Consider the following 15161-nt stretch of genomic DNA (forward strand, 5'->3'; position numbering starts at 1 on the left):
TCATTTGACGTTTTTTTCCAGTCCATTTGTGCAGTAATCAATAGATAGCACAATTCTACCATATCTAATAGGGTAAGTATACTTACAACGGTATTACGAAATAACGACTGTACTTGGGTCGATATCAAATGGTGCAGTCTTACTAATCTTGTCGTAGTATAAGTGGCCATTTAAGTGGTCAATTTCGTGTTGGCAAACGATAGCAGGGTAATCTCTAACACGTAATGTTTGTGAGTTACCTTCAAAGTCATCATATTTAATAGTAATGCGATCAGCACGTGGTACAAAACCAGGGACATCCTTATCAACTGAAAGACAACCTTCACCTTCAGACAAAGCAGCTCTTTGAACTGAGTTTCTGGTGATAACAGGATTGATCAACGTAATTTTAAGTAGAGGCTTGTCAGGGTCATCTTCATTAGGAACCAAAACACTAGCCATCATTTCTGAAACGCCAACTTGAGGAGCAGCTAAACCAACACCAGCACGTAGTTGATGTTTTTCAGCGTATTCTTCATCTTGACTCTTAACTAAATATTCCATCATGTTGGCAGCTAGAGCTTTATCTTCTTCACTCAGTGGAAATTGAACCTTTTGAGCAACTTTTCTTAAAACGGGATCGCCATCACGGACGATATCTTTCATAAAATACATAGTTTCCTCCAAATGTTTAATTGTACAAAAATACCTTAGTATATCCATTATAGATTATTTTTCTCTGAAAATAGAAATAAATGACAAAATTTTTGATGGTTTTGTTAAAGAAAACGTTAACAAAGGGCGATTTTAAATATGCCGCTTCCGGCTGTACGAAATTGAAGCCTGCTGTGCGACCGATTCGAGCCAAGGTCTCGAATCTCGATTTTGAGCTTTGCATAAACCGCAAACCTCAAAATACGTCGGTGGGGTAAGAGTGGAAATTCGCCACTCTAACGCCACCTGCACTGCTGGTTTCAATTTCATACAGCCGGAAGCTAGGTCCTTTCTTGATGTTTAGTTTATTGAATAGCTTCTACTTATATTATAAGAATTGATTTTAATTTGTACTAACGGAAGCCTGATTAAATTCTAAATGAAGTAAAAGTATCAAGTTAAGTCAGAATGAAGGTAAATTCGGTTATTAAATAATTTTGTTTATGTTATACGTGTGGTTCTGGTTGATAGCTTATTGGAAATATTAGAATTAAGTATATTTTAGTTTCCAAGTTGGATGAACATAAAAGCAATTGAATACTTTTATGTTCAGTTAATATGGATTAATTAGTCGGAAGAGCTGGGAAATATTTGTGTGCCGTGGTAGTGGTATAAGTACGGGAAGTTCTTCCCGTACTTATACCACCGGGCGTGTTTGGAGACTTGACGAACTCGGTCAAGGCTTCAAACCGAGGTTCGAGACCGCACTTTGGCTCGGACCGGTCCGCACAGCTTGAGAATATTTCCCAGCTCTGGAGACGGCATATTTCATAGGTTATATCTTTGTGATAATAATGGCTAAGATGCTAAAATATTAGGTGTATATGTTACCGATTTCATAAGGTTACATAAAAATGCGTATCATTGGAGGCTAGCTAGATGAAGTTAATTGATTTTGGTGTCAGAGAAGATGAGAAACCGTACATTCAGGAGTGGTCAAAGGATAATGACGTTGAAGTAAAAATTGTCACGGATCTTTTGACACCTGAAACAGTCAAAATGGCACAGGGATACGATGGAATCGTTGCTTATCAACAATTGCCATATGATGAAAAAATTTTTGACACGATGAATGAATATGGGATTCATGTTATTTCATTACGAAATGTTGGTGTCGATAATGTTCCTATTGAAGCTTTGAAAAAGAATAATATTCGTTTAACAAATGTCCCAAGTTATTCACCTGAAGCAATCGCTGAATATTCAGTTACTGGTTTGATGGCTCTTTTGAGAAACATGAAACATATGATTAGAAAGGTTGATCAACATGATTTCCGTTGGGTACCTGACATTGGTCGCGAGTTAAATCAGTTGACTGTTGGTGTCGCTGGTACCGGAAGAATTGGTCAAGCAGCAATTAAAATTTATCAAGGATTTGGCGCAAAAGTCATCGCTTTCGATAAATTTCACAATTCCGAACTTGAAAAACAAGGACTTTATGTTGACAGTCTTGACACATTATTGAAGGAATCAGATGTTGTAACATTGCATATTCCTAGCTTGGGCAAGGGTCACACAGTTATCAACAGCCAGTCGATTTCAGAAATGAAAGACGATGCTATCGTGATAAATACAGCCCGTGGCGACTTGATTAATACCAAAGATCTCTATGAAGCAGTAGCCTCAGGCAAGCTATATGGTGCTGTTTTGGATGTTTATGAAAACGAAGTAGGAATCTTTAACTCAGACTTAACTGACGAAGAGTTCTCAGATGAATTATTGGAATTAGTTATTAAGAGTCCAAGATTCATTCTAACGCCACACATCGCCTTTTATACGACTAAAGCAGTTAAGAATATGGCGACGATTTCCTTGAATTCAATGGTCGATGAACTCAAGAATGGCACGTCTGAAAATGAAATTGATTTAAATAAATAGTTAGTTTTTTCACAATCTTGGTTTAAAATTTTTTTGATTGCGGAATGCCCAAACTACTTGTTTTTTAGCAGATCAATGATAGACTAAAATTATATGAAAGCCCTTACAATATTCACAAGGGATGAGTTTTTTTATGAAAGGACTGTGAAGAATGGCAAATAAACCAATTGTTGATTTTGAAGCGCTTAAAAATAACTTATCAAATGTTTCAAAGCCTATTCAAGTTTTGAATGAAAATGCTGAAATAACAGATCAAGAGATCTTTGATACTTTTTCAGATGATGATTTAGTTGAGTTCATGAAGAAGATGGTTTGGGAGCGTGCATTACACGAACAAACAATGAACTTTTCACGTCAAGGACGGATGGGATTCTATGCACCAACTGAAGGTGAAGAGGCTTCAGAGATGGGGACTGTTTTGGCAATGAAGAAACAAGATTATTTGTTGCCCGCTTATCGTGATGTTCCACAATTGATTCAACACGGTGCTACCGTAACTGAAGCATATCTTTGGTCAAGAGGTCACGTTGTTGGAAACAAGTTCAAAGCTCGTTCAATGATGCCTCAAATTATTATCGGTGCGGCTTATGTTGAAGCCGCCGGTGTTGGACTAGGAATCAAGAAGAACAAAGAAGAAGATACAATTGCTTTCACATATACAGGTGATGGTGGTACTTCTCAAGGTGATAGTTATGAAGGAATGAATTTTGCCGGAGCTTATCAAGCACCAGTACTTTTCATTGTTCAAAATAATGGTTTCGCCATTTCTACACCACGTGTTAAGCAAACAGCTGCTCCAACATTAGCTCAAAAGGCTGTTGCGGCAGGTATTCCTAGTGTGCAAGTTGATGGAATGGATATTCTCGCTTGTTATGCTGTTGCTAAAGCTGCTCGTGATTACATGGTTGCTGGCAATGGTCCAGTCTTAATTGAAACTTTGACATATCGTTTCGGAGCTCACTCAAGTGCGGGTGATGATCCTAAACGTTACAGAACTAAGGATCAAGAACAACCTTGGTTTGAAAAGGATCCATTGATTCGTTTGAGAAAAGTTCTTGAAGATAAGGGACTTTGGTCAGAAGAACAAGAAGATAAATTAGTTGATGAGTACAAAGCTTCATTTAAGGAAGCCATCAAGGAAGCTGACGAAGTTCCTGCTGATAAAGTTTCCGACATGTTGAAACGTACATTCGAAATTCCAACTCCAGAAATGAGACAAGAGATTGATAAATTTGAAGCAAAGGAGTCGAAGTAAAAATGGCTAAGAAAACTTATATTCAAGCAATTACAGATGCCTTAGACATTGTTCTGGAAGACGATCCAAAAACATTGATCTTCGGTGAAGATGTTGGTAAAAACGGTGGTGTTTTCAGAACTACTCAAGGACTTCAAGAAAAGTATGGTGAAGACCGTGTCTTCGATACTCCATTAGCTGAATCAGGTATTTTAGGTTTGGCAACTGGTTTAGGTTTAACTGGTTGGCGTCCTATTCCTGAAATTCAATTTATGGGCTTCTCATTTGAAGCTGTTGATCAAATTGCTGGTCAATTGGCTAGAATGCGTTTCAGATTTGACGGCTTGAAGAATGCCCCTGTAACAATTCGTACACCTTATGGTGGGGGTACACATACAGCCGAAATGCACGCGGATAATTTGGAAAACTTCTTTACTGGAATTCCCGGACTACGTGTTGTTATGCCAAGCAATCCATATGATGCTAAAGGTCTATTGATTTCATCAGTTGAAAACAATGATCCAGTACTATTTATGGAAAACTTGAAACTATACCGTTCAATGAAAGACGATATTCCAGATGGCAAGTATACAGTGCCTTTGGACAAAGCAAACGTTGTTCGTGAAGGTAATGATATTACCATCGTTGCTTATGGTGCTGAAGTAAATGAAGCACTTAAAGTGGCTGATACTTTAGCTGAAAAGAATATTTCCGCAGAAGTTATCGACTTGAGAACTGTTTCTCCTATTGATACTGAAACAATCTTTAAATCAATTCAAAAGACTCACAAAGTTGTAATTGTCCAAGAAGCACAAAAGATGGCCGGCGTTGGTGCTCAAGTTGCATCAGCCATTGCTGAAGGCGCCATTCTTTCTCTCGATGCACCAGTTGGTAGAGTAGCTGCTCCAAATAGTGTTTATCCATTTGCTCTTGGTGAAGACATCTGGATTCCACGGGCTAAAGAAATTGAAGAAAAAGTAAATGAAATTATCAACTACTAATAATCGAAGGAAGGGAAAACAACTATGGCATACAAATTTAAATTACCAGAGCTAGGCGAAGGTATGGCCGAAGGTGAAATTGCTAGCTGGCTCGTAAAAGAAGGAGACACTGTCAAAGAAGACGACTCCTTGGTAGAAATTCAAAATGATAAATCCGTTGAAGAGTTACCATCCCCAGTTGCTGGTACTGTTAAACAAATTGTAGCTAAAGAAGGAGACACAGTTGAAATTGGCGACACGTTGATCGTGATTGACGATGGTTCTCCTGATTCTGGCGATGACGATACACCAGCACCTAAAGCAGATGAGAAAGTTGCACCTGCTGCTAGTGAAAGTAGTAGTTCAAGTGCCCCAGCTGCAGAGGCGACTGGTTCAGCCAATGCAAAATATTTAGCAATGCCATCAGTTCGTCAGTACGCTCGTGATCAAGGCGTTGATTTAGCATCAGTTACTCCAAGTGGTAAGCATGGTCAAATCACTAAAGCTGACGTTGACGCATTCAAGAGTGGCAATCCAGCCAGCGTTAGTGCTCCAGCTGCAGCCGCAACTGCAACAACAAACGCTGCCAGTGCACCTGCTCAACCAATCACACCATACAAGTCTGCTACACCAGAACTTGAAACACGTGAAAAGATGTCACTTACAAGAAAAGCTATTGCTAAGGCAATGTTGACAAGTAAGCACACAGCTCCACACGTTACAAGTTTCGATGATGTTGAAGTTTCAGCTTTGATGGCTAATAGAAAGAAATACAAGGCAATCGCTGCTGACAAGGGTATTCACTTAACATTCTTGCCATATATCGTTAAAGCTTTGGTTGCTGTTATGAAGGCTTATCCTGAACTAAATGCTTCAATCGATGATTCAACTGAAGAAATTGTTTACAAACACTACTACAACGTTGGTATTGCAACAAATACTGAACATGGACTCTACGTTCCAAATGTTAAGAACGTTGATTCTAAAGGGATGTTTGAAATTGCTAAGGAAATCACCGAAAACAGTCAAGCAGCTTATGACAATAAACTAAGCATGGACAAGATGAGTGGTGGTTCAATCACAATTAGTAACGTTGGTTCAATTGGTGGTGGCTGGTTTACTCCAGTTATCAACTACCCAGAAGTCGCAATTCTAGGTGTTGGTAAGATTGCCAAAGAACCATATGTTGATGAGGATGGCAACATTCAAGTAGGTAATATGCTAAAACTTTCATTGAGTTACGATCACAGATTAATCGATGGTGCTTTGGCACAAAATGCTTTGAACCTCTTGAAGAAGTTGTTGCATGATCCAGATATGTTATTAATGGAGGGCTAAATTAAAATGGCAGAAAACGTAATAGAAAAAGATACCGTTATTATTGGTTCCGGCCCTGGTGGTTACGTTGCAGCAATCAGAGCTTCAGAATTAGGACAAGATGTAACTGTAATTGAAAAATCAGATACTGTTGGTGGTGTTTGTCTAAACGTTGGTTGTGTGCCTTCAAAAGCTTTAATCACTGCTGGACACAGACTTCAACAAGCAAAGGATTCATCAACTTACGGAATTACAACTAGTGACGCCACAATTGACTTTACCAAGACACAAGCTTGGAAAGACGAAAAAGTTGTTGCCAGAATGACTAATGGTGTGCAAATGCTTTTGAAGAAGCACCACGTTGAATTGATCAATGGTGAAGCTTATTTAGACAGCGATACACAGTTGCGTATCATGCCAAGTGGTCCAAGACAATTCATGGACAATGGTGGCGGTCAAACTATCAAGTTCAAGAATTTAATCTTGGCAACTGGTAGTCGTCCTATTGAAATCAGAGGATTCAAGTTTGATGACCGAGTAATTGATTCAACTGGTGGGTTGAACTTGAAGGAAGTTCCAAAGGAATTCATCATTATCGGTGGTGGTTACGTCGGAACTGAATTAGCTGGAGCATATGCAGACCTTGGTGCTCACGTAACAATTCTTGAGGGTTCACCAAGCATTATTCCTAATTTTGAAAAAGATATGGTTTCAATCGTTAAGAAGAACCTTGAGAAAAAAGGCGTAACGATTATTACTAATGCCATGGCTAAGAAGAGTGAAAATAAAGGTGATTCCGTAGATGTTACTTATGAAGTTGATGGACAACCAACCACATTGAGCGCCGATTATTGTATGGTAACCGTTGGTCGTCGTCCTAATACTGATAACTTTGGTTTGGAAATGACTAACGTTAAAACAACTGACCGTGGTTTGGTTGAAGTCGATGAACAAGGTAAGACTTCAGTTGATCACATCTATGCTATTGGTGATATCACACCAGGTCCTGCTTTAGCTCACAAGGCATTCTTTGAGGCTAAGACAGTTGCTGGAGCTATTTCTGGTAAACATACAGCAAACGACTATATTGGCGTTCCTGCGGTTTGTTTCACCGATCCTGAACTAGCTAGTGTCGGCTTAACAGAAAAAGATGCAAAAGATAAGAATATTGAAGTTAAAGTAGCTAAATTCCCATTTGCTGGTAATGCTCGTGCCGTTTCATTAGATGCTGCTGAAGGATTTGTTAAATTAGTAGCTGATAAAGAAACTGGAACATTGCTAGGTGGTCAAATAGTTGGGCCAGGTGCCAGTGATTTGATTTCTGAATTGAGTGTAGCTGTAAATTGTCAATTGAATGCGGAAGATATTGCCTTAACAATTCACCCACATCCAACATTAGGCGAACCAATTCAAGAAGCAGCCGATATTTTAATTGGTTACCCAACACATATTTAAGTTGTGCTTGTTTAGAAACCGAAATAATCTCGTTTCGTATACTAAATAAATGAATTAAACAAAAAGCGATGCAATTACATCGCTTTTTTTGTATAGTAGACTAAAGGTTTCTTTGGGTGGGGGCCGCCGGCGCGTGTCAGTAATGCAATCGCTATGGGGACCCGTTCGAGCCAAAATGCGGTCTCGAACCTCGCTTTGAATCCTTGCAAGTGCAGCAAGTATCCAAAGTCGCCCCGTGGTGTAATGGCTAAAGCCATAACGCCACCTGCACAGCGGATTGCATTACTGACACGCGCCGGCTAAGGTATTTGTGTTATGCGATGATACGGTAATATCATTGATATTTAGAAATCTAAAGAATAAGTCAAATTAATAGAAAATTTGTTAAATAAAAGAGATACATTAGCTGGAAGTTTCTAGGGATATGGGACCAGCAGTGGCAGTGGTGTTAGGTCGGTGGTTTTCCGGCCTTACAGCACAGACGTATTTTGAGATTTGCGGTTTGTGCAAAGCTCAAAATCGAGACTCGAGACCTTGGCTCGAGTCGGTCCACAGCAGGTGCCGTATCCCTAGAAACTGGAAGCGGCAGTTTTTTAAAAGGAGTAATTCTATGCAAGATAATTATAGCTATCCACTTGATGAGGCTTGGACACAGGCAGATATTGTCACTGTGATTGCATTGTACAATGCGGTTGAGCAAGCTTATGAATCAGGCGTCAAACGGGATGAATTTTTGCAAAAATATCGCTCATTTCAACAAGTGGTTCCCATGAAGATGGAGCAAAAGAGACTGGATAAACAGTTTGAATTAGAATCTGGCTATTCAATCTATCAAGTTTTTAAACAGTGTCAGCAAGCTAAAAACAGTGAGAAAGTCAGGATTAGAAATGCAAGTAGATAGTAAGGAAATTGACAGTTTTTTAGTAAAGCTCCTCACCCAAGTTGGCGAGAAGTTGCGTGAAGATTCAATTAAAAAGATGTCGGTCGCAACGAAAAAGAATCGCAACGACTTAGTAACTAATTTTGATAAAAAAACTGAGCAGTTTGTTAATAGTGAAATTAAGAAGGCTTATCCCGAGGCTACAATCGTTAGCGAAGAGGGCTATGGCGACCTTGTTAAGGATATGTCAGGACTAGTTTTCTTTGTCGATCCAATCGATGGAACGATGAATTTTGTTAAGCGTGGCGATAATTTTGCATCGATGATTGGCGCTTACATTGACGGTGAACCATTAAATGGTGCTATCATAGACGTTATGGATAATGAAATTTATCACGGTGGCAAAGAAATTGGCTTGTTTATCAATAATCAAAAGATTGATAATCCAAAGAATCTGCCCTTGGTAGAAGGTTTAGTTGACGTATCCGCTCCAATGGCCTTGGCAAATAAATTTGCCGTTCAAGATGTCATTAAAAAGAGCAGTGGCTTTCGAGTTTACGGAAGTGCCGGAATTATTTTCGGTCACCTTCTGACTGGTAAAGAAGTCATGTATATGTCATACTTAGCTCCTTGGGATTTAGCCGCTGGACGCGTTATGTGTGAGGCAGCAGGGATGAGTGTCGTAAGTATTGACGGTGCCCCAATAAATATGTTAGAATCACAAGTCGTAATAGTTGGTACTCAGAAAGTTGTTTCTGAAGCGCTAAAGACACTTAAAACGCGTTAGTGAACTGTGACAGTCATTCACAGTTTTTTTATTGCAAGTAATTTAAACACGTATTTACGGAAGGAAGAACTAACTTGACTAAGAGAAGAGAAGATATTAGAAACATTGCGATCATCGCTCACGTTGACCACGGTAAGACTACATTAGTTAACGAAATGTTAAAACAATCAGACACACTAGGAAAGCACTACGAAATTCAAGATCGTGCCCTTGATTCAAATGCTATTGAAAGAGAACGTGGTATCACAATCCTTTCTAAGAATACAGCTGTTGATTACCAAGGTAAGAAAATCAACATTTTGGATACACCTGGACACGCGGACTTCGGTGGTGAAGTTGAACGTATCATGAAGATGGTTGATGGTGTACTACTAGTTGTTGATGCATATGAAGGTACAATGCCTCAAACACGTTTTGTTTTGAAGAAAGCTTTGGAACAACATTTAACACCTATCGTTGTTATCAACAAGATTGATAGACCAGGTGCTCGTCCTGCAGAAGTAGTTGACGAAGTTCTTGAACTATTTATCGAATTAGGTGCTGACGACTCACAACTTGATTTCCCAGTTATTTATGCTTCAGCTATCAACGGAACATCAAGTTACTCAGATGATCCTGCTGATCAAGAACACACAATGAACCCATTGTTCGACACGATTTTGAAGACTATTCCAGCTCCAGTGGATAACTCAGACGAACCTCTACAATTCCAAGTTGCATTGTTGGATTACAATGATTACCTTGGTCGTATCGGTATCGGACGTATTTTCCGTGGAAAGATCAAAGTTGGTGACAACGTTACAGTTATGAAGCTTGACGGTTCAACAAAGAATTTCCGTGTTACTAAGCTATTTGGTTTCATGGGTCTAAACCGTGTTGAAATCAATGAAGCTAAAGCCGGAGACTTAATTGCCGTTTCTGGTATGGAAGATATTTTCGTTGGTGAAACTGTTACACCAGTTGATCACCAAGAAGCACTTCCATTGCTACGTATCGACGAACCTACATTGAAGATGATGTTCCTACAAAACAACTCACCTTTTGCTGGTCGTGAAGGTACACAAGTTACTGCTAGAAAGATTGAAGACCGTTTGAAGAAACAATTGCACACTGATGTTTCATTACGTGTTGAAGATACTGATCAAGCCGGTGCTTGGATGGTTTCAGGTCGTGGTGAACTTCACTTGTCAATCCTTGTTGAAGAAATGCGTCGTGAAGGTTTCGAATTACAACTATCACGTCCAGAAGTTATCTACAAGACTATTGATAACAAGAAGTGCGAACCTTTTGAAGAGGTAACTATTGATACACCTGATGAATACGTTGGTTCAGTTATTGACTCAATGTCTCAAAGAAAAGGTGAAATGGTTAACATGGAAAGTACTGGAAATGGTCAAACAAGACTTATTTTCTCAGCACCTTCACGTGGTTTGATCGGTTATTCTACAGAATTCTTGTCAATGACTGGTGGTTACGGTATTTTGAACAACACATTCTCAGAATACAAGCCAGTTGTTAAGAACTGGAACCCAGGTAGAAGAACTGGTGCTTTGGTTTCAATCAACCAAGGTCCATCAACTACTTATTCACTACAATCAGTTGAAGATCGTGGTACATTGTTCATCGGTGCCGGTGTTGATGTATACGAAGGTATGATCGTTGGTGAAAGTAGCCGTGATCAAGATATCGCTGTTACTGTTACAAAGGGTAAGAACCTTACAAATACTCGTGCCGCTGGTAAAGATCATGCTGCTGCAATCAAGACACCTAGAGAAATGTCACTAGAACAATCTATCGAATTCCTAAACGAAGACGAACTTTGTGAAGTAACACCTGAAAGTGTTAGATTACGTAAGAAGATCTTGGGTACAAACGATCGTAAGAAGTTTGATAAAACAAAGAAAAACTCAAAATAATTAATATTTTAAGGAGCTAGGGACATGTGTCCTTGGCTCCTTTTTTCTTTGGCTGATTTTGTGTTCTTTGATTTGAATGAGTGATATCAGTTATCTTTCATTATCTGAAATTGTATCCAGGTTTGATGATTTGTCTGGTTAGATATTCAAAAATTGAAATATTTATATAATCGTATACTTTAAAGTACTAGTCGGAAGAGATGAGAACATTCACCCGCTGTGGGTGTGGCGTTATGGCTTCAGCCATTACGCCACCGGGCGTGTTTGGAGACTTGCGGTTTTTGCAAGGCTTCAAACCGAGGTTCGAGACCGCACTTTGGCTCGGACCGGTCCGCATAGTAGGTGAATGTTCTCATCTCTGGAGATATCATATTTCAATACCCAACTCGGCAGTTTTTTTCTCTATTTGTTTGGTGGTATAATCTTATTATCAGATTTTAGGAGATCAAATGTGAAAAAATTAAGGAAAATAGACTTATGGATAGTCATTCCATACATTTTGCTTTTGGGCATTGGAATTGTGATGGTTTACTCCGCAAGTTTCTACAATGCACTAGTTGTTGGTGGCAGAACGAATCAGTATTTGATCAAGCAATTAGCTTATGCCGTCTTAGGATTATTTCTTTGTTATGTAACATTTATGTTGAAAGAAAAGATTTTTAAAAATCAGCGAATCTTGAGTTTTGTCATGATAGTCACTGGAGGATCATTATTTTATCTGTTACTAAGGGCGAAATTAGTTCCTAGTAGTCGTGTCAATGGTGCTTCAGCATGGATTAATTTGGGCTTGATTAACTTCCAGCCGTTGGAATTAGCTAAACTATTTTTTATCATGTATTTAGCATTGTTCTTAACTAATAAGCAAAATCGGCTACTGCGAAAGCAAGGCTGGAAAGAGGTCTTTCTAGAAGTCTTGCAGCCGTTATTCGTTGTAGTTGTGATGATTGTATTAGTTTTTATGCAGCCTGATATCGGTGGTGCGTTGATTTTGTCACTGATTACTTTAGTTCTATTGTCATCCTCAACCATTCCAGGACGCTTAATCGCTGAATTAAGTGGAATGCTACTGGTTGTATTTACAAGTATGGTTGTCATTATTACGAAATTTCCACCGGAGTTTGTCAAACATGGTTATGCCTATCAACGGTTTTTAGCCATGCAACATCCATTTCAGTTGGAACAGAAATCTGGAGCACAATTGGTCAATTCCTTTTATGCGATAAGTAATGGTGGCGTTTTCGGCGTTGGTCTAGGAAACAGTATCCAAAAACGTGGCTATTTGCCTGAGCCTCATACTGATTTCATCATGTCGATTGTCAGTGAGGAATTAGGCTTCGTTGGTGTGGCATTTATATTAGGATTATTATTTATCATTATTATGAGAATGATTTCTCTAGGCTTTAGATCTAGAAAAACTTATAATTCATTAGTTTATTATGGTGTTGCAACAATGATTCTGATCCAAGTGGTTCTTAATATTGGGGGACTTCTGGGCGTTATTCCATTGACTGGTGTTACTTTGCCATTCGTTAGTTATGGTGGTTCCAGTCTCTTAATCTTGTCGGTGGCCTTGGGTGTCGTGTTGAATCTTGAGGCAACTGCTAAATTTGAAAAAATTAAAAAAGGGTGATCCTATGTATAAAAAAGTAGAGCGCCAGGCACTTTATGTCTGGGTCTACTCATTAAAGTGGAGAAAAAAGTTGCAACGTTACGGTACAATTTATTACACTTCACCTAAAATGAAATATGTGATGCTTTATGTTAATTCAAGTAAAGTGCCAGAAATAAGAAAAGAATTAAATTCCAAGAATTACGTTAAACGCGTGTCTTTGGCTCATCGTAAAGAATTAGATGAACATTTTGTTTTAAAATCCAAGAGTACTGAAGAGGAAAATTAATGAAAGTTGTTTCAGGAAAGTTTCGTGGTTTAAATTTAAAGGCGGTACCAACCAACAATACTCGTCCCACTTCATCTAAAGTGAAGGAAGCCGTTTTTAGCATGTTATCGCCTTATATGGTCGATGGCGTGGCTTTGGACTTATTTGCCGGTACCGGTAGCTTAGGTATTGAAGCGGTCTCTCGTGGCTATGAACAGGCTTATTTGGTTGATAAAGCTTATAAGGCTATTAATACAATCAAAGAAAATATCGAAAAGACTCATGCGGAAGATAGCTTTGTAGTTATGAAGATTGCTGCCACAGAGGCCTTACAGAAATTTGCGGCCGACGGTGTGAAATTTGATTTAGTCTTCTTAGATCCACCTTATCGAATGAAGATTACTGAGCAAATTATCAAGGATATGGTTGAACAAGACCTTCTGAATCCAGATGCCATTATCGTTGATGAGACTGATTATGATATTGATTTGAACGATTTTGACCGAATCGATTTAATTAAAGAAAAACGTTATAAAGATACGAAGGTTGCACTGTATCAATTTGGAGGTTAATATGTCACAAAAGATTGGACTCTTTGTTGGAAGTTTTGACCCAGTTACTTATGGTCACTTGGACATTATTCATCGGTCTGCCAAACTGTTTGATAAATTGTACGTGGCACCAATGACAAATACTTCCAAAAAGTATTTATTTACTTATGAAGAGAAGAAAGCTTTTATTGAAGCTGAAATCAAGGATTTAGAAAATGTTGAGGTCGTGGATGCTAAAGGTGAGCTGACGGTTAAGCTGGCTCAAGATTTAGGTGTCAATTTCTTAGTTCGTTCGATGAGAACTGCCGATGATTTTAAGTATGAATCCGGAATATCAGCAATCAATAAAATTTTAGATAAAAAAATTGAAACAATATTCCTGCTAGCAGATAACAGATATGCTACGATATCTTCATCAATGATGAAAGAGGTCGCTAGTTTTGGTGGGGATATTTCAGGGTTTGTTCCTCCAGCAGTGGCTCAGGCGTTGATAGAGAAGTATAGGAAGGACTAGCCTATTTTGAAATTTAATAAGACAAGAAACAAAGTTTTAAGTGCCATCTTTATAATTATTGTGGTGGCGGCATTCTTCCTGACACCAACGGGCTATTATTTGGAAGTGCCTGGTACAGCGGAAGATACTTCACAATTTGTCAAAGTTGATGGCAAACACGATAAGAAAAAGGGTAACTTACTTTTGACAACCGTGGGAATTATTCAAGGAACGCCGTTTACTTTGTTAAAATCATTAGGAAATAATTTTGAGACAATTTATTCGCAAAAAGATTTAATGGGTGATGAAAATAGTCAACAGTATTTCAAAGTACAACAGTATTACATGAAGTCAGCTCAAAATAGTGCTGTGCAAGCGGCCTATTCTAAAGCTGATAAACCTTTTACTAAGAAATATTTAGGTGTTTATGTGATGGATGTTATGAGCAATTCCGACTTTAAGAAGAAGTTGGAAATTGGTGATACGATTACTTCCATCAATGGTTATCATTTCAATAATGCGGATCAGTTTATTAAGTATGTTCGCAAACAAGATAAACATTCGACTGTGAAAATAAGCTTCTTACGTGATGGCAAGAAAAAGATGGCTTCTGGTAAATTGGTTAGATTAGCTGATACGAAGCGCTTTGGCCTAGGAATTACTTTGACAGACGATACTGAAGCTGAAGGCAATCCGCCAACTAAGATTGATGCAGGTCAAATTGGTGGACCTTCTGCCGGCTTAATGTTTACGATTCAGGTCTATTCACAAGTCGCTAATAAAGATTTGAAGGCTGGTCGTACGATTGCAGGTACTGGTACTATTGCACCAGATGGAACCGTTGGACCAATTGGTGGAATCGAGAAGAAGATTTACGCTGCTTCCGAAGAAGGAGCCACGATTTTCTTCGCACCAGACGATCCAGTTACGAAAGAAATTAAGAAATATGAACCTGGATATGTGAATAATTATCATTTAGCGCTCCGTGCAGCTAAGAAATTACATACAAAAATGAAAATTGTTCCAGTTAAAAACTTGAACGATGCAATAAATTATCTAGAAAAGACAAAACAGTCCAAATAAGGGCTGTTTTTTTTCGT

Annotated in this window: 14 protein-coding genes; 13 read left to right on the top strand and 1 reads right to left on the bottom strand. The window is 38.7% G+C overall.

Annotated features, from left to right (window positions below; all coding sequences use genetic code 11):
- Positions 1-93: 93 nt before the first annotated feature.
- A complete protein-coding gene (def, locus tag JP39_RS04800; protein ID WP_041499444.1) occupies positions 94-654 on the bottom strand; it encodes a peptide deformylase in 561 nt (186 codons plus the stop codon).
- A 918-nt stretch (positions 655-1572) separates the two neighbouring features.
- Here def and JP39_RS04805 point away from each other — a divergent pair.
- From JP39_RS04805 to JP39_RS04870, 13 genes are all read left to right on the top strand, one after another.
- Positions 1573-2571: a D-2-hydroxyacid dehydrogenase gene (locus JP39_RS04805; RefSeq protein WP_041499443.1), complete on the top strand. Its 999-nt coding sequence runs from the start codon at positions 1573-1575 to the stop codon at positions 2569-2571.
- A 151-nt stretch (positions 2572-2722) separates the two neighbouring features.
- Entirely contained in the window at positions 2723-3826 is a 1104-nt protein-coding gene (pdhA, locus tag JP39_RS04810; RefSeq protein ID WP_041499442.1) for a pyruvate dehydrogenase (acetyl-transferring) E1 component subunit alpha, read from the top strand.
- Between the two features lie 2 nt (positions 3827-3828).
- Positions 3829-4806, top strand: coding sequence for an alpha-ketoacid dehydrogenase subunit beta (locus JP39_RS04815; protein WP_041499441.1), 978 nt, complete (start codon positions 3829-3831; stop codon positions 4804-4806).
- 24 nt (positions 4807-4830) lie between these two features.
- A complete protein-coding gene (locus JP39_RS04820) occupies positions 4831-6123 on the top strand; it encodes a 2-oxo acid dehydrogenase subunit E2 (protein WP_041499440.1) in 1293 nt (430 codons plus the stop codon).
- A gap of 6 nt (positions 6124-6129) precedes the next feature.
- Complete coding sequence (gene lpdA, locus JP39_RS04825) at positions 6130-7557, top strand: dihydrolipoyl dehydrogenase (RefSeq protein ID WP_041499439.1); 1428 nt, start codon at positions 6130-6132, stop codon at positions 7555-7557.
- A gap of 610 nt (positions 7558-8167) precedes the next feature.
- Positions 8168-8458, top strand: a complete 291-nt coding sequence (locus JP39_RS04835; RefSeq protein WP_041499512.1) for a UPF0223 family protein — start codon at positions 8168-8170, stop codon at positions 8456-8458.
- On the top strand, positions 8445-9224 hold the full coding sequence (locus JP39_RS04840; RefSeq protein ID WP_041499437.1) for an inositol monophosphatase family protein: 780 nt from the start codon (positions 8445-8447) through the stop codon (positions 9222-9224). Before JP39_RS04835 ends, JP39_RS04840 begins: the two co-directional genes overlap by 14 nt.
- A gap of 74 nt (positions 9225-9298) precedes the next feature.
- Entirely contained in the window at positions 9299-11140 is a 1842-nt protein-coding gene (gene typA / locus JP39_RS04845) for a translational GTPase TypA (protein ID WP_041499436.1), read from the top strand.
- Between the two features lie 451 nt (positions 11141-11591).
- The gene (locus tag JP39_RS04850) at positions 11592-12770 is read left to right on the top strand and encodes an FtsW/RodA/SpoVE family cell cycle protein (protein ID WP_041499435.1); all 1179 of its coding nucleotides are present in this window, start codon (positions 11592-11594) and stop codon (positions 12768-12770) included.
- Positions 12771-12774: 4 nt separating this feature from the next.
- A complete protein-coding gene (locus JP39_RS04855) occupies positions 12775-13038 on the top strand; it encodes a YlbG family protein (protein ID WP_041499510.1) in 264 nt (87 codons plus the stop codon).
- The gene (gene rsmD / locus JP39_RS04860) at positions 13038-13589 is read left to right on the top strand and encodes a 16S rRNA (guanine(966)-N(2))-methyltransferase RsmD (protein WP_041499434.1); all 552 of its coding nucleotides are present in this window, start codon (positions 13038-13040) and stop codon (positions 13587-13589) included. Before JP39_RS04855 ends, rsmD begins: the two co-directional genes overlap by 1 nt.
- Position 13590: 1 nt before the next feature.
- A complete protein-coding gene (gene coaD, locus JP39_RS04865; RefSeq protein WP_041499433.1) occupies positions 13591-14082 on the top strand; it encodes a pantetheine-phosphate adenylyltransferase in 492 nt (163 codons plus the stop codon).
- A 6-nt stretch (positions 14083-14088) separates the two neighbouring features.
- Positions 14089-15144, top strand: a complete 1056-nt coding sequence (locus JP39_RS04870; RefSeq protein WP_048698667.1) for a SepM family pheromone-processing serine protease — start codon at positions 14089-14091, stop codon at positions 15142-15144.
- Positions 15145-15161 lie beyond the last annotated feature (17 nt).

Origin of the sequence: Companilactobacillus heilongjiangensis (assembly GCF_000831645.3) — a bacterium.
Classification (GTDB): domain Bacteria; phylum Bacillota; class Bacilli; order Lactobacillales; family Lactobacillaceae; genus Companilactobacillus; species Companilactobacillus heilongjiangensis.

Excerpts from the sequence above, each read along its gene's own strand:
- def (WP_041499444.1), bottom strand. The coding sequence starts at position 654 with ATGTATTTTATGAAAGATATCGTCCGTGATGGCGATCCCGTTTTAAGA.
- JP39_RS04805 (WP_041499443.1), top strand. The coding sequence starts at position 1,573 with ATGAAGTTAATTGATTTTGGTGTCAGAGAAGATGAGAAACCGTACATT.
- pdhA (WP_041499442.1), top strand. The coding sequence starts at position 2,723 with ATGGCAAATAAACCAATTGTTGATTTTGAAGCGCTTAAAAATAACTTA.
- JP39_RS04815 (WP_041499441.1), top strand. The coding sequence starts at position 3,829 with ATGGCTAAGAAAACTTATATTCAAGCAATTACAGATGCCTTAGACATT.
- JP39_RS04820 (WP_041499440.1), top strand. The coding sequence starts at position 4,831 with ATGGCATACAAATTTAAATTACCAGAGCTAGGCGAAGGTATGGCCGAA.
- lpdA (WP_041499439.1), top strand. The coding sequence starts at position 6,130 with ATGGCAGAAAACGTAATAGAAAAAGATACCGTTATTATTGGTTCCGGC.
- JP39_RS04835 (WP_041499512.1), top strand. The coding sequence starts at position 8,168 with ATGCAAGATAATTATAGCTATCCACTTGATGAGGCTTGGACACAGGCA.
- JP39_RS04840 (WP_041499437.1), top strand. The coding sequence starts at position 8,445 with ATGCAAGTAGATAGTAAGGAAATTGACAGTTTTTTAGTAAAGCTCCTC.
- JP39_RS04855 (WP_041499510.1), top strand. The coding sequence starts at position 12,775 with ATGTATAAAAAAGTAGAGCGCCAGGCACTTTATGTCTGGGTCTACTCA.
- rsmD (WP_041499434.1), top strand. The coding sequence starts at position 13,038 with ATGAAAGTTGTTTCAGGAAAGTTTCGTGGTTTAAATTTAAAGGCGGTA.
- coaD (WP_041499433.1), top strand. The coding sequence starts at position 13,591 with ATGTCACAAAAGATTGGACTCTTTGTTGGAAGTTTTGACCCAGTTACT.